The following is a 22473-nucleotide window of genomic DNA, read 5'->3' as shown; positions in this document are numbered from 1 at the left end:
TGAGTTTGCCTGCTGATAAGGAGCCGACTGTTGGAAAGAATTCGGTTGTTGGAGAGATCCCTGACCCTGAGAAGAATCTGATTCTTGAGAAGCTCCTGGAACCTGGAAGGATTCCGATCCCTGGGATGATTGCTGTACTTGGGAGGATTCTGATCCAAGGGATGATTGCTGTACCTGAGAGGATTCTGATTCCCGGTATGATTGTGAACCTTGAGAAGATTCCGATCCAAGGGATGATTGTGAACCTTGAGAAGATTCTGATCCCTGGAAAGATTCCGGTTTATGAAAAAATTCTGACCCCTGCTCTCCAGTCTCATGATTTATCTTCTTTTCTTCTTCGGTCTTCTGAACATCAAATGAACCGGGCTGTTTTGCTCCGCAATAAATGCAAAACTGCTGGGAATCTTCTATTTTCTTTCCACATTTAATACAAAACATCTTTGCTTACTCCTTGAATGTAGCTTTTTACAATATGAACACACGGAAGATGTTCAATTCAATGATGATATTATAGTTGATGGTCTCTTGAAATTGTATAAAAATATGATAAATAACCATCTTATGGGGATGAAATGCAAAAAAGCTCCGGTAAACCATATTGCGGTTAACTGGAGCTTCAGATTTAATACATTTACACAGATTCTGATGTCTTTAATTATTCCTTTACATCCAATTATCTTCTATGATAAACTACGCATCCAGGATGTCACCTATAGCACGAAAGTGTGATGGACGGTAGGCCTTCCGATATGTTCGGAGGTCGAATATTCAGATTGTGATATGCCCTCCGAACCGGAACTGTTGTACCGGAGCATATGCTCTTAGTCTTCACCGGAAAGGAGGTAAATGCAGATGTTGACGATAGAAGGATTAATCGCAGTTATCAGCCTTGCGCTGTCAGCGTTCGGTCTCGGATACGCCATCGGACGCAATAGCAAAAGCACAAGAGAATAGCCGCCCCGGTACTCGCAATACTCTTGGACGGCTACTCTTGTAGTTAGTTTTTAAGGATTGCCTACCGTTACCGGGGTCATCCTTTTTTATTTGTCTTTACGCCTTTATCTTAACATTCTCAGCCTGCTCTGTCAAACAACGAAAAACTTCGAACTGTAGTTTTTATTATTTATTTCTAATCATTGAAATTATTTCATCTCTTGAATGATTAACATTTTCTACTTCTCCAGTCCTGCTTTTATTACTTTAACTATTGGTAAGATATGGTTTCAGCATAACTGTTTTTTCAGCTATCTCCAAATAACACTCTTCACAGTATGAGGCAGACAATCCTGCCCCTACACCTAATTTGATCAGATCCTTTTTGGTGATATCCTTTCCTTTGCCTCCTACAGACGTAGTTTGCTCACCCCAATATGTGTCGCTGTAGGTCAGATCGTAAGCAGGTGCAAGACGCCATCCGTTCATATCAGTGTAAAGGAATGAAAAGTTTTTTGTGTGGTCATCTCTGTTATGGGTTAAAACATTGAAACACATGGTTTTAAACATTTGCTTTTTGTCAGAATCATTATCTTTTGTCAAAACCCGCACCATTTTCAGGTATGTCTCATAATCACAGCACGGGGATCTGAAATCAGCTTCCAACAGTGCTGCAAATGTAATGGTGAAAATCTTTTCTCCCTGTACCCTGTCAAATCTAACAGTTTTAAAATATCCGGCACATACAGAGGACGGTATAAGCCCGGTTTCGGTCATAACAATGCCACAGTCTTTAGCACACAATGAATAATCATATTCTCTCCTGCCACTGATGTCGGGATCTGTTTTCGCAGGAAATTTCACTATCCATTCCTTGTTATCTTCTTTAATGTTTACCTTAGGTCGTGTACCGCCGCTTGAACCTCCCAATTTGTAAAGCATGTCAAGCTGGTCGGAGTACCTTGCTGACATTAGGTTTTCGCACTCTTTTGCTATCACATCATAATCCAAGCCTATGTTATCCAAATCATAGTCAGCTTCTTTTGATGGCAGATATTCCAAGGCTCCCATTCCCGACTTGCCTATGTAGGCAAGTCGGTCGAGTGTTGTTATATCTCCACGATTTATTTCAATAGACTGCAGATATCTATCCAATAACAATCCACCCCAACTGTCCGGGAGGCTGTCCGCAAATACTCCGAATAAACCATCAAATCGGTCAATCGATCGTTCATTTGGAATAAATACGTCATTCCTTAACGGAAGTGAGAACGGGCTTATGGAAAATCCGGTCTTTTGCCATTCAGTGCTGTATTGGAACGCGATTCTCTTATCCGGTGTTTCCGCTAATGTTCCTACAAGCCTGCCGTGATAATACACATCAAGCTTTTTATCTGTTTCCATTTATAACCTCCTCAATGCTGTTATATACCGGTCGGGTAAATAATTCGTTTATCTCATTTACCACTCCCAGTTCCATTGTCAGTTTTACAAATGATTCCAGCGATATCTGTCCGGTTTTTTCAAATTTTCTCAATGTGGCATAACTGACATTGCTCCTACCTGCCAATTGTTTTTGTGTTAGTCTCTTTCTTTTTCTTATATTTTTCATTCTTAAAGCCAGTCTTTTGGTTACGTCTGACGGCATATCCCATAAATAATCCATATGATTGCACCTCGTTACTTATTGCTATTATTATATCATTTTATATAAAATTTATCATTTAATTGATATCTTTATAGCAATCTTTATGAAACAATTTGCAAAAACAAATACACAAAAAAGGTTACGCAATGAAGCGTGGCCTCGTTTTTTGTCCGTAACCAAATTAGTTGTACTTAAAAAATCATCATTATAATGAGCTCTTCAAAATTTCATTACTTTATTCTACAGGGTTCAATTTAATTCCTGATGTGCCCATAACTAAAACAATACTATCATTATCATTATTAATTCTGAAGCTATCTGCATACCCAGGCATTCCTCGAGTAACTTCAAAATCTTGAAATTGATAAAAATAAGCAGCATCAGTACTTTCTGAGCTAATAGCATAACAGTAAAATGTATAACCGGAATAGTGATCAACATCAGGATCAATTCCCAGATTTACAATATTTCCCTTATTAACGGTAAAAATCATTTTTGTCGAATATTCTGGCAATTCTGGGTTAAACACATATGTACCTTCTCCATCATACAACCCATTAATTAATTGAAAATTTCCGTAAAATTCCTCGCTACTAGAACCATTATAATACTCTGCTCTTCCATAGGGCACATCTTCTTTCCATTCACATTTCACATAGGTATCATTACCATCATTAACTATAAGTACTAACAATCCCGGACCTTCACGCAAACCTTTTTCAAAGCTTCCACAGAACAAATAATAACTTCCATCTATTTTATACAATCCGAAACCATTGCCATTTTCACAGGAAATATATTTTCCATTAAACATATCTGTTAAAGCAATTATTTTATCAACATTTCCAGAATCTAAGATGTTGAACCCTTCTGATGTAATATCCAAGTCTTCAACAATCTTTTCTACCTCTCTTATGTTACTAATAGTTTGAGATTTCTCCAATAATTCATCATTACCGAGTATTGTATATCCATCCTTCAATATATTTACAGCATGATCGCTATCACCTTCTTTTATTGCCAACTCTGACCATTCGCAATATAACTCTAATAAGATTTCTTGTACATTCTTACTGATTTCTTCTAAAGATATATCATTAGTTGTAGTGCCGGTTCCATCATTTATTAAATCGATAATAATTCCATAGTTTTTAGTTGAGTTTAAATAGAGCATATCAATGGTATTATAATCGCTGGCATCCTTTATTTCTCCATAATAGGCATCTCCGAGTCCTCGATAAGCATCTATATTCTTAGGATCAATATCTATCACTTTATTAAATGACAAAATTGCCTGTTCAAACTCAAGATCTGCTAAAAATTTGTTTCCAATTTCCAATTGCTTTTGTATTTTCTGGGCATTAGATGCACAGGCGCATAGGCATACAAGTAACAAAAATTCAATTAGTAGTGTATATATTTTTTTATTCATAGAATGCTCCCGTATTATTTCAAAGTCCTGTTGCTAAGTCGCTTCCTTCCAAGTGTTATAAGCTATTTTCTGTAGTACCTAAACGAAGCCCTATATACTTTTTATAATTTGAACACACAAAAGATATTCCAATTCATGAATCGTTACCAGTTTTCAATAATTCTTATTGCTTCTTCTGCATTATATAAATCGTTCGCTTCCATTGATATATCATAGATGGTTTTTATTTGCGCTTCAATGTTGTTATAAGCTACCTCATCATAAAAGGTGTCCGCACTATTATCATCAAGATATACTTCATCATGATCTTCATAATTCGCTCTCCATTTATACCATCCAAAATCATGTTCCTTGACAAATTCCCCTGATTTTAACCTATACACAATATAATCAGAACCGGTATAATTAAAAACACCGTATTCTTCATATAGTAAAACCAATCCCGAACGTGTTATGTAACCTGAACCATTCTTCATTTCTTCTCCACTAGTACATATACTACTTGTTTTACCAGCATAATATGTCATCGCTCCGGATTCTCCTGTAAACCGGTTGTATATTAATTCAGGAATATCGTCATCATCCACATAACCAATTTGATAACTTATTTCATAGCCAATTTGATGATCGTATGAGTCACCATATTGTGAATATGCTGCCTCCAACTCTTTTATTTTCTGTATATAAGCCTGTTTCCAAGCCTCATCCATCTTCTTTCCGTCCTTACCTACTCTCTTTCCATCCGGTGTCACTGTATCTACGAGCATTGCGCCATCAGCCCCGACATAATATGTGTCATCGATCCACTGGTTCTTAAGCATGGCTCCGCTTTCATCGAAGTAGTATTTCTTCCCTTTTATTTCCTGCCATCCGGTGAGCATAGCGCCATCAGTTCCAAGATAATAGGTCTTTCCGTTGTCTTCCTGTAGTCCGGTAAGCATCACTCCTGATTTATCGAAGAGGTACCATAATTCACCTATCTTCTTCCATCCGGTAACAGATTTGCCATCGGCTTCATAGTAATGTCTTCCGTCGGCTTCATTCACCCACTCATTGAAATGATATTTGCTCTCATCAAGCTCTATTACATAGGTTCCCTTTTTGTGTTCACCTTCGTAGCCATTTTTGCTTACCGCATAATACTCGATACTGTACTTTCCGTTTTTTCCAAGGGTTATAGGCTCACTGTATTCATTTTCTTTGTTGCCGGTTTCTGAATTATCAGCTGAGTTTGTATCACCCGATCCTGTTCCGGTGATAATGTAATATATCTTACTATCCCCCGGTGCATCCAGGGTCAGTCTTACCGGATCCTTATATGTTCCTTCTGCCTCAGAGATAGTGACCTCCGGATACACATCTAAAAGCACTTCAGATATCTTCTGATTTTCCGGCATCAAAGTAACAGCTTCCTGAAGAAATTCAACTTCTTTATCGATATCTCCATTTTTCTCATATGTATCCGCAAGCATGACATACAGATCCTCATTCTTCGGATCTATCTCCAACATCTTCTGCAATGTCAGGATCGCTTCGTCATAGTTCTCTTCCGCTATGTATTTATTGGCAGACTTAAGCATTCGCCTGATACGCTGAGCTGGAAGATTGAAATATACCAGCATGCCGACAAGTGATACCAGAAGGATGCCCGTCACGACGGAAATGATTATAATTGGACTTGATTTCTTTTCCATACTTACCCCTGAACGTTTTATATTATGTACACACATAAAGTGTTCCAAATCATGATGATATTATAGATTATGGTCTCTTAAAGATGTATTAAAGGATGCATTCCGGCTTTTTTTAATAAATGACAAGATCAACTTATGTTTGAAGCGATAATCTGTTCGATAGCTGCTGCATAGGGAGACATCACAAGGTAAACATAGTTACCGTAAGTCTTAACTGAGCTTGCTGCAACAATCTGATACTGATCAGGCATATATTCCTGAAGTTCCTGAGCCTTCTGCTGCTGAACTGCACTAAGCTGTTCTGCAAGTGCCGGCACGTTTGTAGCATTCTTTGCCTTAAGGATGGCAACTGTGTCTGCATGTGTTACATCCTCAGGTATGGCGAAAACATATCCATCAAGCTGTGATGCATCGATTCCGTAATAGTTTTCAATATAGTTTGCATCAACTGTGATCATACCCGGAAGAAGTCCTGTATTTATAACCTGGCTGTAAATAGCACCTGGATCTACGTCTGATGTATGAACTCTGGTCTCCACAGTAGGTGTCAAGGTATCAACGATAGTCCGCTCGATAGCTGCTGCATTGGGAGCCATTACAAGGTAAACATAGTTACCGTAAGTCTTAACTGAGCTTGCTGCAACAATCTGATACTGATCAGGCAGGTAATCCTGAAGCTCCTGTGCCTTCTGCTGCTGAACTGCACTGAGCTGACCTGCAAGTGCTGCCACGCTTGAAGCATCCTTTGCCTTAAGGATGGCAACTGTGTCTACATGTGTTACATCCTCAGACATAGCGAATACATAACCCTCAAGCTGTGATGCATCGATTCCGTAATAATTTTTGATATAGTTTGCATCAACTGAAATCATACCACATGAAAGAAGACCTAAAACCTGTCTGTAAATAGCACTTGGCTCTGCACCTGATGTCCGAATCTTAGTCTCTTCAGCAGATGTAACGGTCTCAACTATCATGGCGCCATCAGTTTCATTTACCCATTCATTTAAATGGTGTTTGCTCTCATCAAATCTTATTACATTGGTATCTTTTTTATGTTCACCCTCGTAGCCATTTTTGCTTACCGGTTCCTTATATGTTACTTCGGCTTCGGAGATGGTGACCTCAGGGTTAACATCTGAAAAAATCTCAGCCAGATTTTGATTATCCGGCATCAATGTCACAGCTTCCTGAAGAAATTCTATCTCTTTATCTATATCGCCATTTTTTTCATATGTGTTTGCAAGCATGACGTACAGATATTCGTTTTTCGGATCTATCACAAGCATTTTCTTTAATGTCAGAATTGCTTCGTCATAGTTTTCTTCTGCGATGTACTTGTTTGTAGTTTTAAGCATTCGCCTGATGCGCTGTGCCGGAAGATTGAAATATACCAGTATCCCCACAAGCGCAGCCAGAAGGATCACTGTTACAACAGATATGCTAATAATCGGACTTGATTTCTTTTCCATACGTACCCCTAAACACTTTTTAAAATATGTACCTTTCAAATATAATACATCTTTCAAAAAAGAAAAACGCCAAAAATCGTTTAGATCTTCAGCGTTTTTAGTCTTTACAGAATCTCCATCTTCAGCTTTCCAAACTCTTCATCCGAAATAATTCCCTGCTGTCTGAGATTACTCAGATCTGTCAGCTTTTTGATCTTATCTTCAATACTTGAACATTCCGGAGTGCTTACCTGGGGCTGTGTATTTTTCATTGCTGCAGAAACCGCCATAGACATTGCCTCTGCCTGCTCATGAATTTTCTTATACTCATTTATCTTTAAGAGATCCAGGCAATAGCGCTGGAACTCAGCTGCATTTTCTATACCTTTGAAATACATGGTTGTTCCTGCAACAGTTATAACTATGGTTGAATAATTAAATATCTGTCCCCAGAAGGTTGTTCTTATTGCAACAGATGTGATCTGTTCTATAGGAAAATCAATACGTTTAACATTAAATAATCCTTTTTTTCCTACCAACCGGTTGGATGAAACCGATAATTCGGTAGTTAAGTAATATATCCAACTCTGGGAAAAACCTATAATTACCAATATAAATAATATCATTACTCCAAAACCGAAAATACTCATTTTCCCACCTCACATTTTTTCTATGATCGAACCTACAAAGAACAAAAATAACGATGATAGAAACCATGATGGAATAAGTATTCCCCAATGGATACGAGCGACCATTATTTCCTCTTTATCGTGCTGAACCGTATGACTTTTCGAGAATGTAACTACCAGAATAAATAATACCGTAGGGATGAAACCTAAAAAAATAGACATTAATATTTCCTCCTTGATTAAAAATATGTGTTATTTTTTTTGTTTGCTTTCTTTTGTATGAACACATATTAACAATTGCGCGTACCATAAAGATCGTAATCTGACAAAATGTATTATTTGCTGATAAATGACATTACGCACCATTTCAAGAAAAAACACTCCGGAGCCTGTCCTTCTGGTTCAGCTCCGGAGTGTTGATTATTGATATCCGTTTTTTAGTTTTCCAAATTCTTCATCGGAAACAATCACCTGTTGTTTAAAATCATTCATGCAATCCTTTTTTTCGTCCTAAGTATCCGTCTCACCGATTCGTCGATTCTGTCCTCGGATATCTCTCCGCTTTTTACAGCATCAAGTATCGCTTCGTAACCCGGGCGGAAATCTCCGGACATGAGAAGCATATCATTTCCGGCAAGAAGTGCTTTCCGGCACGCTTCGGCATGTGAATAATGATTCGAAATGGCGCCCATATCCAGGGCATCGGTTATTATCAAACCTTCATACCCTAACTGACCACGCAAAACATCTGTGATCATGTATTTTGACAATGACGCAGGCGTATCATCTCCGTGAATCTCAGGAAGCGAAATATGCGAAACCATGATAAGCGGGATGTCATTTTTTGCAGCATCAGAAAATGGAACGAGTTCATCATTCATTAGTTCATCTAACGTTTTATAGGAATACGCGTAATCTTCATGCGTATCTTCCTTTGTACCGCCATGCCCGGGATAATGCTTATAACACGCCAAAACATCATGACTCTTTAGACCTTCGGCATAGGCCAATGCCATCGCCGAAACCAGATATGGATCCGAGCCAAAGGAACGATCCCCGATTGCAGTATTATTAGCGTCCACAAACACATCAGCATCAGGCGCAAGGTCCAGGTTGATACCGTATTCATTCAGATACTCACCTATGGTCGCACCCACCTTGTACGCTTCTTCCGGATCTTTTGTATCACCGATTTTTTTCATGGCAGGAATATCTTCTATCCCAAACTCCGGATTTTTCTCAAATCTTGTAACTCTCCCGCCTTCTTCATCCACTGCAAGGAACACCGGAATTCCCGTTTCAGACAGAGCATACTCAGACATTCCGCCTATCATCTGCTTTGCCTGTTCAGGTGTCTGTAAATTCCAGGCAAAATATATGATTCCTCCCACAGGGTACTCGGAAAATGCTTTCCGGGAAGTATCACCTGTTTGTATGACCTGCCCGACTCCGGTCAGTGCTTCGGGAGTAACAAAGAACAATTGCGCCACCTTTTCTTCCAACGTCATTCCGGAAAGACGGGCTTCCACCCAGGCATCGGTAGCGGCAGCAGACTCGCCTTTCTCCAACTTGGAATCAGCAGAGGCAGCAACCTCGCTTTTTCCCACTCCAGAATCGACAGGAGCATTAGCATCGATTTCTTTCACACGGGAATCAGCTCCTGCTTCCCCCACCCGAGACTCTGCAATTTCTGCCGGAGGAGGCAATTCACCTTTCTCAGCGTCACCTGTTGCTTTATCACCAACAATTACTTCTATCTGTGATTCTCCGGAAACCGTTTCCTTATCATTAACAGATTCCGGCGCATTCTTCTCATCATCGGATCCCTGTGCGTTCTCCGTTCCTGTCTCCGTCTCTGTCCCTATCCCGTTTTCCAGGACCGTCTCCCTGGAGGCTTCCTTCGCCGGTGACTTTACCGGTCGCGCGCAGCTGACCAAACAAAGGGCCAGAAGCATTAGCACTACTTTTTTTCTTATTTTACTAAGCATCATCATAGATAATCCTATTCAATTTACTGCTCATACTCTATTACGTAGCCGGTTTTTCCTCTGTAGTACTGTAATTCAGGATCACCCGCAGGATGGATTCTTTCGTCATTCCAGCTCCAGACACCCTTTATGTTCCATAGCATGAGATACTTCTCTTCCGTTCCATCCAGATCGTTACGTGAAGGCTCTCCGGGATACCATGCCTGGTACTGATTGAAGTCCTCACCTGTGATCCAGTGGCCATAGCATCCTGATGAATCCATCATGGTGTATCCGCCCATCCAGCAGTACTTGATTCCTGCATTTTCGCACAATGCCGAAACCTGGTTCATCTCATCCTGTGAAGTGATAGTTACAAGATGTCCACCCTTTCTGATTGCGGCAGCATTGGCATCGGCCCAGGAAATATCCTGTAACACAACTTCGTAACGGCTTGAGTGATTGCCATAATCAATGACTCTGGCGGGTGTAAAGCTTGTGGTTGTACTTGCACCGTAGTTCGAGTCCTTATCACAAACTACGCTTTCGATACTTCTCGGAGCATAGCGGTCTGCATCTGCCTGGGAAATATATTCAAGGCAATACATATCCTTTTGCTCGGAATAAATCTCGTTCAGAATCTCCGTCATATCATAGAGATCATTGATATTCCAGTACCTGCCGCCTGTCTGATCCGCTATATATGTTAATGTCTGCGTATCCACACTACCGGCGCCGATGATATAGATTGGCACCGATACTGCCCTTGCATAGTCAACCACCTGCTGATAATTAAATACGCTACTGTTATCCTGTCCGTCGGTAAATGCAATTACGCAATGCGCACCTGCCTGTCCGGAGGAATTGGTTACGGCCTCATAAATGGCATCGTAAAGCGCCGTTCCGCCGTATGCAGACATACCGAGAATTCCATTGTTGAGATATACCGGATTATTGGTATAGGAACACATATACATAACGCTGTCTTCGAAAGCGAGCAGCTCGGCACGGTCGCCGTTTGTATAATCAAGACTGTTTACGAACTGACTCATTACAGACTTCACCTGATTAATGTCACTGTCCATGGATCCTGACTTATCCGCAACGATGTCAATGCTTATTCCCTGGTTGCCCTCAAGCTTCTCTATCTTTTTGATCTCACGCTCGATAAAAGCTCCGCCGGAAATCGACTCACGAATCGCAGCAGTAGGCGATAATAATGTCTGAACATTGCCATTTGCATCATTAATCTGGAAATATACCCGCACTAAAGGATACTGGGAAACATCGGATGAAATATAGACCATATTTCCTTGCATGAGCTGTGCTATCTCTTTTTTTAAACGGTCGTAATCTATTTCGGATTTTTCGGATGCTGCGGAGACTGCGGTTTTATCATCAGGTGTAACCATACCGGATTTTTTAGTATCGGATCCTTTCCTGATATTACCGGAATCTTCTTCGTCATCAGAATCCTCTACGTCTTCTGAAGTCTCTACACTTAATTCCAGTTCAGAAAGATATTCTGTAAGACGTTTGTTTTCAGGGAAATAATTCAAAGCTATTTCAACTGTGTTGATAGCATTTTCTTCCTCTCCTATCTCTTTAAATGCATCCGCAAGAAGAAGATACGCATCCATTTTTTTGGGTTCAATGTCTATGGCCTCTTTTATCGCCAGTATCGCCTGTTCATAATCCCCTTCAAGCATGTACTTTTGAGCCACCTTGATGTTCCTTTGGTAGCGCACCATGGGCATCTGCCGATAAACCAGCAAACCACCCACCATCAGCATCGATAAAACGAGAATCACAGACAATGCGATCAATGCTTTATTCCCGGATTTTTTCGGTTTTACAGATGCAGGCTCAGGCTCTTCCATGTCATCAGGATATTCGTTGAATCCTGGTTCTTCGTAGATTCCAGGTTGTTCATAATTACCCGGTTGTTGATAAATTCCCGGTTCTTCATATACAGGTCCTGATTGAAAGGCATCTACATTACCTTCTGTTGGCCCTGGCTGAAGGACTTCTGCATTACCCTCTGTTGGATTTGGACGAAGGGCATCCGCAATACCTTCTGTCGGTCTTGCTCGAAGGGCTTCTGCATTACCTTCTGTTAAACCTGACTCTGATCCGGATCCACGCTGAACATCATCTGTGGGATCATCTTTTGATGAATCCCGGGCTGATGTATCTACATCTGATGGTGTCGACTCATATCTTATCTTTTCTACTTTTGCTCCGCATTTCATGCAAAAGCTTTGATCTTCCTTGATTTCCGAACCACATCTCATGCAATACATAAAATCACCTCTGCTTCCTGCAATCGGTTTTTAATTAGCCACTATCTTTACATCGACAAAAACCAATCATTAAATAATCCGATGAATACAAAAACCTCCTGCCCAATATCCCTTTTATAGGATATAGGCAGGAGTTTTTTAACTATATTTCAGACTTTTTGATACATATAAAGTCTTTTTAATTGGATTTACGCACCTGTAGATTCAGCTTCTGTTTCGTCCGCAGCATCTGATTCATCTGCGGCGTCAGATTCTTTTAATGTGATACCGTCTCCTGTATCAACTGTCTTTGGTGCCAGGCTTTCATCAACGCTATCCTCATGATTATATGAGTCAACATTCTTTGTAACAACTTTCTTATAGAGTTCATCTAGTGAACTATAACCGTCATAGTACCATCCCCTTCTGCCAAACCATCCTGAACTAAGTCCTGAGTCTATAGTGACTTGATCATAAGGACTATCGTAACTTGTAAGATCAACTTTTATCTTTCCGTCTGCTCCAATCTTAATATCGTCGAAGCCGATATACCAGTAAACATCATTGATCTTATCATAAGTAGCCTCATCATTTTCATAAGTGTCATGAACCTGAACCTTATATACAAGGTAAATCTCATTATCACCTTTGCCATTCTTTGATGTTAGTAAATAGTCTCCAATATATGTCAATGATTCGAGTGTTTCATCATCATCCCAACTTGCTACATAGGCATTGTATACATCTTCAGCCTGAGCCTGCATCTCAGCCAGAGAATCTTTGCTGAGTTCACTGAGTTTGGAAAGATAGCTTTCGAGATTCTCAACTGTATATGTCTTCTCGGTAGCCTCAGGAACCTTGCCATAATTCTTCGCACAGTACTCGATCTTGCTTGAATCAATGGTTACAGTAATTGTATCTCCATTGCTTAAACCACTTGTCTTATCACAATCAAAATCATAGTAGCTAAGCTCTGAGCCAACGTAATTAAGGTTTGCATATCCGTTAGGTGCAGTTCCTGAAAACTCAACAGTCAGATCCTTAAATGCGTCAAAAGATCCGATTTCCTTAAGTTCTGAAACTTTATATTTGCCGTCCTTATACTTAAGTTTACAATTTACATACTCTGATAATTCATCTTCTATATTCCATTTATATGAAACTTCATCTCCATTGGACAGACTGTAATTATCATCAATACTTACACTTATGGAGCTTCGTACAAGATCAATAGCGTCATACCTGTCTAAATACTTATCATCAAGCTCTTTCTTTGCAGCGCCGGTAAACTTAAGCTTGGAGCCATACTTTTCATCAATCGCATCCCAATCGATTGAAGCTTTAACTTTTCCATAACCATCAAATCCATCTGATTTCAATGTCAGATACTTGTCAAGATTTATTGTATTTGCATTATTAATCATAATAGCAAGTACAACAATCAACAGAACTGCCCCACCACAAATCATACCTAATGTCTTTTTAGGCAGTGCCTTTACTTTATTTACCACTTTGGTGGCTTCTTCTTTTACTTTTTCGCTGTTTACATTAATCTGAGACCCCGGAGCCATCTTAGGTATTCCATTTGTCTCCCCACTAAGTGGTTGTCCGCATTTGTTGCAGAACTTATTTCCGTCTGCATTTTCTGCGCCACATTTTCTACAAAACATTGTTATTCCTCCCAATAATCGTTTTTTTACCTTACCCATTATACCCAACTTTTATTTTTTTTCATCATTTCTATAAAATATTTGTGATAAAAAAACTAATTTCGGGTATTTGGCGTAATTAGTTTTTTTCTTCGCATGGAAACATAATATCATCTGAGGAAGTCTTCTGCATCATAGTCTGACAGAATGCATAATATGGTGACAAAATGCATTTTAACCGACATTTCCTATAAAACCAAAGGTAATGTGTTCAGATGCATCTTTATCAAGATATAATGTCAGACCCCACCAATAAAATGGGCCGACACTTAAGTCTACCCCTCAATCCGCTCGGAAACTCCAAATTATTATGAAGATTCAAGAATAACCGGAAGTCTCTGTAAATAGACTTCCGGTTATTTTATAAAACTGATTGTTTATCTCCTTATCTCACAATTGGGATTTGCAAATATCAAATCTAATTTCTCAGGAACACTAGTACCTCTTACACCAATATTTGTCAGACTTCTTATTCCACAAACAGGAGAAAGATCTGAAAGATTTTTATTGTTATCAAGATACAGGTGTTTTAGATTCTCCAATCCCGAGAGCGGTGTTATATCTGTAATTTCATTATCATTTAGATATAAATTTACCAATTCACTTAATCCGGAAATAAATGAAATATCTGTTAATCCACAATTATCTAACTCCAAAGTACGTAATATTTTCAGGTTCTTCAATGATCCAACATCAAACATGACCCCATCTCTAATACTTAAATACCTTATATTATTGAAATTTTTGAATTGCTCCAAACCTGAACTTTGATTTCCATCTAATTCAATGTCATCAAGATACTCCAATTGACTCAACGGACTAATATCTGTCACAGGATTTCCATGAATATCTATATATGTAAGATTTGTAAGTTTCGCCAATGAAGATATATCCGAAATATTATTATTTTCCAGATTAAGGCCTTCCAATATAACGTTATCGCTCAAAAAAGAAACATCACTTATGTTGCAATCCAGCAAATCTAGCTCTCTTATGTTTGTATCCAGCAATCCCTCCCAGTCTGTTATCTCATGCTGATCAAAAAGTCTCAATACTTCAAGATTAGTCATCCACTTCAGATCATTAAGAGAATGAAGCTTATATTCATATCCATTCACCTCGTCGAGTTCGATAATCGTCTCAAGATCGGTATCGTAGATTTCTTCTTCGTCATCAAAACCTAAATGTTCTCTGATAACCTTTTCGAAAGCTGCATCCTCGAACTGTACTTCTATCGGGTCATAATCAATCGAATACTCATACTCAACAGATTCAGATGGAATTCCGTTCTTAACACTGTAAGCCGAAATATTTGTTTCACCTCTTCTTAATGTGTATGGTTTTCTGTACCTGACATCCGAAAGCTTATTGAAATCATTTTCTATATCTAACACTATTTCAGCGCCATCAATGTTTTGGAAATCCAATTCCTTAATTTGGTTATAACTGCCGCTTTTAATGTTTGCAACAGGTGCTTCAGGAACATACTCATCTATAAACCATTGCTGTTTATTAGTTCTGGCCAAATCTGACAAATCCTGGCCATAGTCTATATCACCGCTCAGAACACACAGTTCTTTGTAGGTTTCATACAATTCCCTGTTATCCGGTTCTATCAATATGGCAGTTTCCAGACTGTCTTTGGCAAGATCATATGACTCTCTTTTGATCTGTACCTTTGCAGCACCAAGTCTTGCCATGGTATCTTTTGGATTAAGCTTCATTGCTTCCCTGAACTCGACAGCGGCGCCTTCTATATCCCCGGAATTCAACAGCTCGTTTCCTTTTTCAGTATGCTCTGAAGTCTGACCGTAACCGGCATCATTAACCGTTGCAGGCTCTTTGCTGGCATTGCAGGATGTCAGGATCGCCATCATTAACAAGCCCATAACAGTATATAAAACCGGATTAAAAGATTTGATATTAAGCGCACGCTTGTATTTCATTATGCTGTCCGTCATAATACTTCCTCCTTGTTTCCTATTTCACTGTCCGCAGGTACTGTTAAATCATCAAACTCATCGTTTACAGCTACTGTTGAATCATCATTCACAGGTACTGTTTCATCATCATGTTCATCGTTCACAGCTACTGTTATATCATCAGATTCGTTATCCAATGCAACTGTTTCATCGTCATCATATACTGCACCTGTCTCATTACTCTGCAAGCTGATTTCACTATTATCTCCGACTGTTTCCATATATTTACTTGTTGCAGCCTGCTGTTCTCCCAAAGTGCTTGTGATGTCATTGGTGATGGTTTTCTGTCTGAGAGTCTGCTCATATAATTCTTCTTTATCCAATCCGTCTTTATGGCGGACTTTGAACCATGCAAAGAGACAGCTTACAATTCCTATAAACGCAGCCACCCCTCCAACAGGGAAATAGTTTGTCGAAGATTCAGCCTGATAGTAACTGGGTCTAACAAATGCAATATCAGCGCTGAAGTTTTCAGCAGACAGTAAGTAGAACAAAAATGCTAATGCACATGAAATCAATAAAAATGAAAAAACACGATTTAGTAGTTTCATCTTCTGTTACCTCCATTTCCACCGACTTCACGATAATAATTTGATGCAACATCATCAAATACCGATGAATCAATAACCTTTGGAAGACCTATATAATACTCTTCAGTATCATAAGAAGGAACATTTATCATCTCCACTGTTACATATCTGTCGGAATCACCATTTTCCTTCACTGTGAAATTGAGATCATAAGTATTGGTGATATCCTTTTGTATAAAAGCATAAACCTGTTCCAGTTCTCCCGGTCTTGTTGCACTGGAGTATATTCCTCCGGTTCTGTTGGCAATATCTGATAAGGTTTTCTCGTCTGCACCCTCCATACCGATCGTAAAGATTTCAGTATTATCCATGATGGCCTGATCTATAGATTTATCCAACAGCGCATCCTCATTAGAATTATATCCATCTGAAAGAAGAACAATCACATGTCTGCCAGATACTCCCTGTAATGTTTGTAGTGCTCTGTTAATTCCGCTTCCTATATTTGTTCCACCCTGGGTAAAAATGCTGTTAACTGAAGATGAAATAATATCTTTCGAATCAGTCAATGGAGTAACTATTACTGCATCGCTGTCAAATACAACGAAACTTAAATTGATGCCTGTATCTATTGATTCAACAAATCGTTTAATTGCATTCTTAGCTGTAACTAATTTTTGTCCTTCCATGGAACCCGAACGGTCAAGTACGATAGAAACTGATAACTCCTCGGAGTTTTCTCGCTTACTTAACGTAAAATCACTCTGTGCATCCCCTGTGTCCGTTACCCTGATATCCTCTTTTGTCAGTTCACCATCTCTCGCGTATGAAATTACTGCATGTATTTCAGGATAATTTATAGTCTTAATGTCAGTAATACGGACTCCTGTGTATAAATCCTTCAGATATTTTTCCAAAGCATCCTTAAAAACCTCATCATTGCTTGTCAGGTTTCCTGTCAATGCCTGAAGGAGCATCTTTACAGAACTTTCGAATTCATCTTTTTTTGCATAATCGTTAAAGTATTCATGATATTTATCTGCAAGAATCATACATTCTGTACCAAGCCAGTAATCACGGTTAAAGTTGTTCGATAAAAAGACATTATCAAGTTCATTTTTGAATTCGTCATCACGTCCGGCATGAGATAAAAGTCTGGCAAGCTGAATATGATATGCGTAAGTTCCGTTTGCATCGGGAGTTATGTTTCTGAGATAATTAACGCCTCTGTTTTCCTGAGCAAATTCCAGTTCTTTCTTTGTCATTTCATATTCAGTTTTCTTCAATTCGTATTCTTTGTTTTTCAGGTCCTTTTCCTCAGAATCACTGCTGCTTTCCGCTGAGAGTGATAATTCATCAAGTTCTACCTGAAGATCCGTTATCTTCTTTAAAATAGAATCTATCTCTATATCTTCCTTTGCAAAATCATGCGGAACGTAGTCCTTGACAAACATCTCGGACATCATGATCTGTGCTTTGAAGTTTCCTTCTGCAGCCATATCCTTTGTGATCTGATAAGCGCTGCTCCAGTCATGAGATTTCTCGGCTGAATTGACATCAGCCATCAGAAGATCTCTTCCGGAAAGAGATGATGTATCATAATCAGAAGCATCATTTCCAAAATCCGGCTCATATCGAAGATCACGTAACATTTCCCACTTTGTTTTCTCTTCATCACTTACGTTTAAGCCACTTATTATTTCACCGGCGATACTTTTATAATCATCAGAGGAAACAGCAGCTTTGTCAGAATTATCAAGGCTAATCAAATCTGTTTTTTCTTTATATTTTTCGTCATTTAACTCTGTGAGTACTGCATTGCTGTTTTTATAATCTCCCGTTAAGTTCATTGTTAATGCCTGTAACAGCAGCACATCAGGATTATTTGATGAGTTTTCGCCCGCTGCCATAGAAGCATTATAAGCGTCAGCTACCCTGTCTGATTCCAGCAGGCTTGCTGCAACATATATATTCTGACGTAAATCATCAGCTTCGGTATAACTTAGTGCTGAATTTTTACTTTTACTAATTCCAAATACACATGCAGCTATAAAAAGAGCTGTTATGCAGTAATATATTGAATAGGTCCACTTCTTAAAAAGACTCAGCAATGCAAGGATAGCCGCAGTCCCAAGAAGGATCGCAAAAATATACTGTTCCATTACTCCTCCTTAAGATCTATACGATTAAAATCATGGGCACGATTTACTATGTTCCCATAATCGGTAATTGGATTATCCGATGCCATCAGTACATTCAGTTCTTCCATAGAATCTGTAAAGCTCAGATCACTTATCTGATTTTCATACATCCAAAGTTCTCTAAGATTTGACAGACCCGAAAGAGAAGCAGCATCCGACACCTGATTAGTTGAAAAATCAAGCATATTAAGTTTTTTCAATCCACTGACAGGAGTAATATCCTTTATCTTGTTATCCCATAATCCCAATGTTTCAAGTTCAGTAAGACCTGCCAGGGGTGAAATATCTTCCAGATCATTCCATCCAAGAGCAAGTTGTTTTAACCCTGTACACTGTGATAAAGGAGTAATATCGGTCAAATTATCATGAACCAAAGACAGCCTCTTTAAATTCGGTAACGCAGCTATCTGAACAAGGTCAACATTCTTCTGCCATGCAATCGCAAGTTCATTTAAATTAGTGCAATACTGCAAAAATGAAAGATTGCTGTAGGATCCTTCCTTATTTATACTATTTTTTTCATTCTGTAATATGTATCCTCTATTTGAAAACAATGCACTGCTCCAGGACTGATAATCCCAGCTTTCATCGCCAATGAGATACAGACTATCTATCTTTGCAAGCTGATAGTTATAAATATCTGAATTATTGTTATTCTTTCCTGATATAGCCTGTGATAGTATGTTCCTTATTTTATAGTCTGAAATTGATACCTTCTGAACCGGAACTGTTACTATATAATCCAGCGAAACCGTGTCGCTTCCATACCCTAATCCATTAAAAGCCTTAGCCTTTACATGGATTTCCGGGTCAGAAATAACCACACCGTCTTCATTCATGACATTACCACTGTTGATCGTCGGCTCTGAACCATCAGTTGTATAGTAGATGAGACAATCTTCCGGCTTCTCAGAACATGTGAGCTTCTGATAGCTGTCATAGCTTCCTGAAGGCAGACTGAATTTAGGCTCCGAAACTTTGGCCTTTTCATACATTCTTGTTATTTCCGGATCCTGTAAAATCAGCTTTTCCTCAAGTAATTTTTTTGCTTCTTCCTGCTTGTTTTCCATGATATATAACCGGAAAAGACTCAGTACTATTTCTGGATTTTCTCCATCCAGCTCAAGTGCACGCTTATAACTGTTCTCGGAATCTTCATAGGACAGATTGTTCTGGTAAACTTTTGCGAGTCCCACTATGGCATCCAGGTTATCATTTTCAATTTCCAAAACCTTATCGTATGATACGATAGCTTCGTTATAATCTCCCCTGTCTAAATATTTTTGTCCTTCACCGATGTAGTCCTGTACTGTTTTTTCAGGCGGATTACCGTAACTTACCGGTCCGTTTTTCAGACTAAACATTACTCCACATCCAAGCACCACAGCACCGATAAAAATCAATGTCGCTGATACTTTTGCAGCTGCTCTCTGTTGCATATACTCTTCTCCCTCTTATTTATTAACACCGGACACTTTTCTCAGTGCCGATATTTCCAGATATTAATGATAAATCCCACTATACTGCATATCAATCCTACGGTTCCGACGCAGATAAGAATCATTCCCATGAAAGTAATCCTCCTGAATTATCGCTGTTTTTGAGCCTAAATATCTGATCCACAACTTCTTTTAAATAAATTAAGACTCCATGTTTGTTGCATCATTCCCGAACAAGCCCCTGGGATTCAAGATCTTTTATCAATCCTCGAAGCGAACTCACTTCACCTTCAGTATCTGTACCTTCCGTCATGGACTTTACATGATCCCAGGCATCCTGAACACCGGAATAGTCTCTCTGTTCAGCAGGCAGTTCACTTTGTTCCGCTATACGAAGCATTGTTCTCTGGTACCATGATTGATAGTCATCCGGATACTGTTTTTCCATGATATCGAGGATATCTTCGCCCGCCTTGAAATCTTTTTGTTGCTGTCTGATCATGGCAATGTTTCTGTACAGATAAGCTTTTTTGTACCCGAGATCCAAAACCTTCAGGAAACTATCAGCAGCCTCCTCGTAGTATGCATTATCACCTGTTTCCAATGCTGCCTTATACGCTGCTTTTCCTTTTTGCTCCGTAATTTCAGGATACAATTCAATCCGGATGTTTTTACTATAGTAATCAAGCATGTCTATAGCTTTAGTGTAGCAGCTGACATCCGAAGTTTTGTCTCCATGATCCTGTAATTCCTGAGAAACATCAATGATGGCTTTTACGGTTATGGATTCATTATCATTTTGGGCAATGCAGTTATCCAGCACCTTAAGCATTTCATCTGCGTTCCCTGTATCTATGGCAGTTCTTACATCGATGTAGTTTTCTAAATCCACGGAATCGCTCATAGTTTCCCATCTTGGTACAAGCTCTTTTGCTTTTTCTATCTGATCATCATTTATCAATGAAATGATATAATCCTGCAGATACCCCGGATTCTCAGTATCATAATTTGCGGCTGCTTCATAATACTTTAATGCAGCCTGATTTTTTCCTTTTCCTTCATATGTCTGTCCGATTATATAATTAAGTCTGCTATCCATGATGGAGTCCGGAAATAATGTCAAGACCGTATTGTTTATGTAATCCAGGCACTTATCATATTGCTGTTCCTTTTGATATGTGCTTGCAACACCTAAATAGCCTTCGATTAATTTTGGTTCCATATCGATGGATTTCTGAAAAAGTGATTCGGCATTTGTAAAATCACTTTTTGCTGCAGCATTTGCCGCATCTAAGAGTAATGTGTTATAAGCTTCCTGTTTTTCCTTGAAATGAATATTGATTCCCAGGAACAATACAGCCATTGACAAAACCACTCCGACTATGGATGCCACTGCTCTGCTTCTTTGTTTTCTTTTTTGCTTTCGGTAACTTTGATTATATGTATCGACATGAGTCAAAGCATGCTTTAACTGGTCAACATTTTGGAATCGTGTTTTTGGGTCAACACTTGTACATATCTGAATAATTGTACTGAATCCGTCTGTCAGATCCGGATTTATGGAATTTGCCATGGGCAGCGGAAATCCGTACTGTGCAGGACTTTTGCCTGTTGCCATGGCGAACAATGTTGCGCCCAGGGCATATATATCTACCCGGCTGTCTTTTTGTGAGTGAACATTGGTCTGCTCAGGAGCTGCATATCCTTTGGTAAGGAAAATAGCACCCTGGCCGGCATCATCAGCCGGTATGGCAATACCAAAATCAATCAGCTTAAGATGGTTATCTCTGTCAACAATCAGATTTCCCGGCTTCATATCACGATAGATGATAGGCGGCTTCTGCCCATGCAGATACCCAAGAACATCACATAATTCAACACCCCACTGAAGGATCTGCTTTTCTTTGATACAGCCCTCCTTCTCTATAAGGTTCCTCAGGTTGGTTCCCTCAACATAATCCATGATGATATACAGATTTTCATTATCTTCTGTGATATCAACAATTCTGGGCAATGCGAAATGATTTAGATTCTTGAGAATATTGGGCTCGGAAAGAAGCTCGATTTTTCCTCTGTTTAGTTTATGAACTGCCTTAATCGCCCAGTAGTTATGCAATGTTATATTCTCAGCAAGATAAACATCGCTCATTCCGCCCCGGCCTATTTCTTTTATTATTTTGTATCTTCCCAGCAAAATTTTATCCATAAATACACCATATAAGAGGCTGTATATATACAGCCCCTTAGTAATTCTTCCCCGGTTTGATTCTTATAGTTTATACATTATTTGTTGTCATAATAATTCGCTAACTTATCAATAAATTTAGTTCTTTCTTCATCGTCAAATCCTTTGAAGAATACCTTATCAATTGCATCATGATCAAAGAAGAACTGAGTTCCCTCACCCATAGATCCTTCAGGATAAACTACGCCTATATAGTCATACTCTTTTCCAGTAGCCTTATCTCCCTGTTTAACACCAAAAACCATTACTTTCTTTTTTGCCTCTTTTAAAATAACAACTGAACCTATAGGCAGTAATTCTCTAACATTGTTCTTCATAAATTGTATCTCCT

General features: G+C 39.0%; 15 protein-coding genes. All 15 read right to left on the bottom strand.

Translation table 11 applies throughout. From position 1 onward, the window contains the following. Positions 1 to 1200 precede the first annotated feature (1200 nt). Positions 1201 to 2337 (bottom strand): type II toxin-antitoxin system HipA family toxin, encoded by a 1137-nt coding sequence (locus tag BLV86_RS02885; protein ID WP_090815058.1) that lies wholly within the window; start codon positions 2335 to 2337, stop codon positions 1201 to 1203. Further along, on the bottom strand, positions 2324 to 2599 hold the full coding sequence (locus tag BLV86_RS02880) for a helix-turn-helix domain-containing protein (RefSeq protein WP_090815057.1): 276 nt from the start codon (positions 2597 to 2599) through the stop codon (positions 2324 to 2326). The genes BLV86_RS02885 and BLV86_RS02880 overlap by 14 nt, the downstream gene beginning before the upstream one ends. Positions 2600 to 2816: 217 nt before the next feature. Beyond that, entirely contained in the window at positions 2817 to 4013 is a 1197-nt protein-coding gene (locus BLV86_RS02875; RefSeq protein ID WP_090815056.1) for a tetratricopeptide repeat protein, read from the bottom strand. 143 nt (positions 4014 to 4156) lie between these two features. Further along, positions 4157 to 5707 carry a tetratricopeptide repeat protein gene (locus tag BLV86_RS02870; RefSeq protein WP_175456419.1) on the bottom strand — a complete coding sequence of 517 codons (1551 nt, stop codon included), beginning with the start codon at positions 5705 to 5707 and terminating at the stop codon, positions 4157 to 4159. A 128-nt stretch (positions 5708 to 5835) separates the two neighbouring features. Continuing rightward, positions 5836 to 7179, bottom strand: a complete 1344-nt coding sequence (locus BLV86_RS02865; protein WP_090815054.1) for a DUF4358 domain-containing protein — start codon at positions 7177 to 7179, stop codon at positions 5836 to 5838. A 104-nt stretch (positions 7180 to 7283) separates the two neighbouring features. Then, positions 7284 to 7808 (bottom strand): PH domain-containing protein, encoded by a 525-nt coding sequence (locus tag BLV86_RS02860; protein ID WP_090815053.1) that lies wholly within the window; start codon positions 7806 to 7808, stop codon positions 7284 to 7286. A 467-nt stretch (positions 7809 to 8275) separates the two neighbouring features. Next, the gene (locus BLV86_RS02850) at positions 8276 to 9781 is read right to left on the bottom strand and encodes a glycoside hydrolase family 3 protein (protein ID WP_090815051.1); all 1506 of its coding nucleotides are present in this window, start codon (positions 9779 to 9781) and stop codon (positions 8276 to 8278) included. Positions 9782 to 9798: 17 nt separating this feature from the next. Continuing rightward, the gene (locus BLV86_RS02845) at positions 9799 to 12057 is read right to left on the bottom strand and encodes a VWA domain-containing protein (RefSeq protein WP_090815050.1); all 2259 of its coding nucleotides are present in this window, start codon (positions 12055 to 12057) and stop codon (positions 9799 to 9801) included. 188 nt (positions 12058 to 12245) lie between these two features. Beyond that, the gene (locus tag BLV86_RS02840; protein ID WP_175456418.1) at positions 12246 to 13706 is read right to left on the bottom strand and encodes a zinc ribbon domain-containing protein; all 1461 of its coding nucleotides are present in this window, start codon (positions 13704 to 13706) and stop codon (positions 12246 to 12248) included. 416 nt (positions 13707 to 14122) lie between these two features. Continuing rightward, the gene (locus tag BLV86_RS02835; RefSeq protein WP_090815048.1) at positions 14123 to 15706 is read right to left on the bottom strand and encodes a leucine-rich repeat domain-containing protein; all 1584 of its coding nucleotides are present in this window, start codon (positions 15704 to 15706) and stop codon (positions 14123 to 14125) included. Next, the gene (locus BLV86_RS02830) at positions 15703 to 16278 is read right to left on the bottom strand and encodes an Asp23/Gls24 family envelope stress response protein (RefSeq protein WP_090815047.1); all 576 of its coding nucleotides are present in this window, start codon (positions 16276 to 16278) and stop codon (positions 15703 to 15705) included. The genes BLV86_RS02835 and BLV86_RS02830 overlap by 4 nt, the downstream gene beginning before the upstream one ends. Next, positions 16275 to 18419: a vWA domain-containing protein gene (locus BLV86_RS02825; RefSeq protein ID WP_090815046.1), complete on the bottom strand. Its 2145-nt coding sequence runs from the start codon at positions 18417 to 18419 to the stop codon at positions 16275 to 16277. The genes BLV86_RS02830 and BLV86_RS02825 overlap by 4 nt, the downstream gene beginning before the upstream one ends. Beyond that, positions 18419 to 19897 (bottom strand): leucine-rich repeat domain-containing protein, encoded by a 1479-nt coding sequence (locus BLV86_RS02820; protein ID WP_090815045.1) that lies wholly within the window; start codon positions 19895 to 19897, stop codon positions 18419 to 18421. Before BLV86_RS02820 ends, BLV86_RS02825 begins: the two co-directional genes overlap by 1 nt. Positions 19898 to 20120: 223 nt before the next feature. Further along, positions 20121 to 22103, bottom strand: coding sequence for a serine/threonine-protein kinase (locus BLV86_RS02815; protein WP_090815044.1), 1983 nt, complete (start codon positions 22101 to 22103; stop codon positions 20121 to 20123). Positions 22104 to 22180: 77 nt separating this feature from the next. Further along, positions 22181 to 22459: a DUF4176 domain-containing protein gene (locus BLV86_RS02810; RefSeq protein WP_090815043.1), complete on the bottom strand. Its 279-nt coding sequence runs from the start codon at positions 22457 to 22459 to the stop codon at positions 22181 to 22183. Between the last annotated feature and the right edge of the window lie 14 nt (positions 22460 to 22473).

Source organism: Oribacterium sp. KHPX15 (assembly GCF_900107835.1).
GTDB lineage: Bacteria > Bacillota > Clostridia > Lachnospirales > Lachnospiraceae > Oribacterium.
This window is presented reverse-complemented; position numbering and strand designations above follow the sequence as displayed.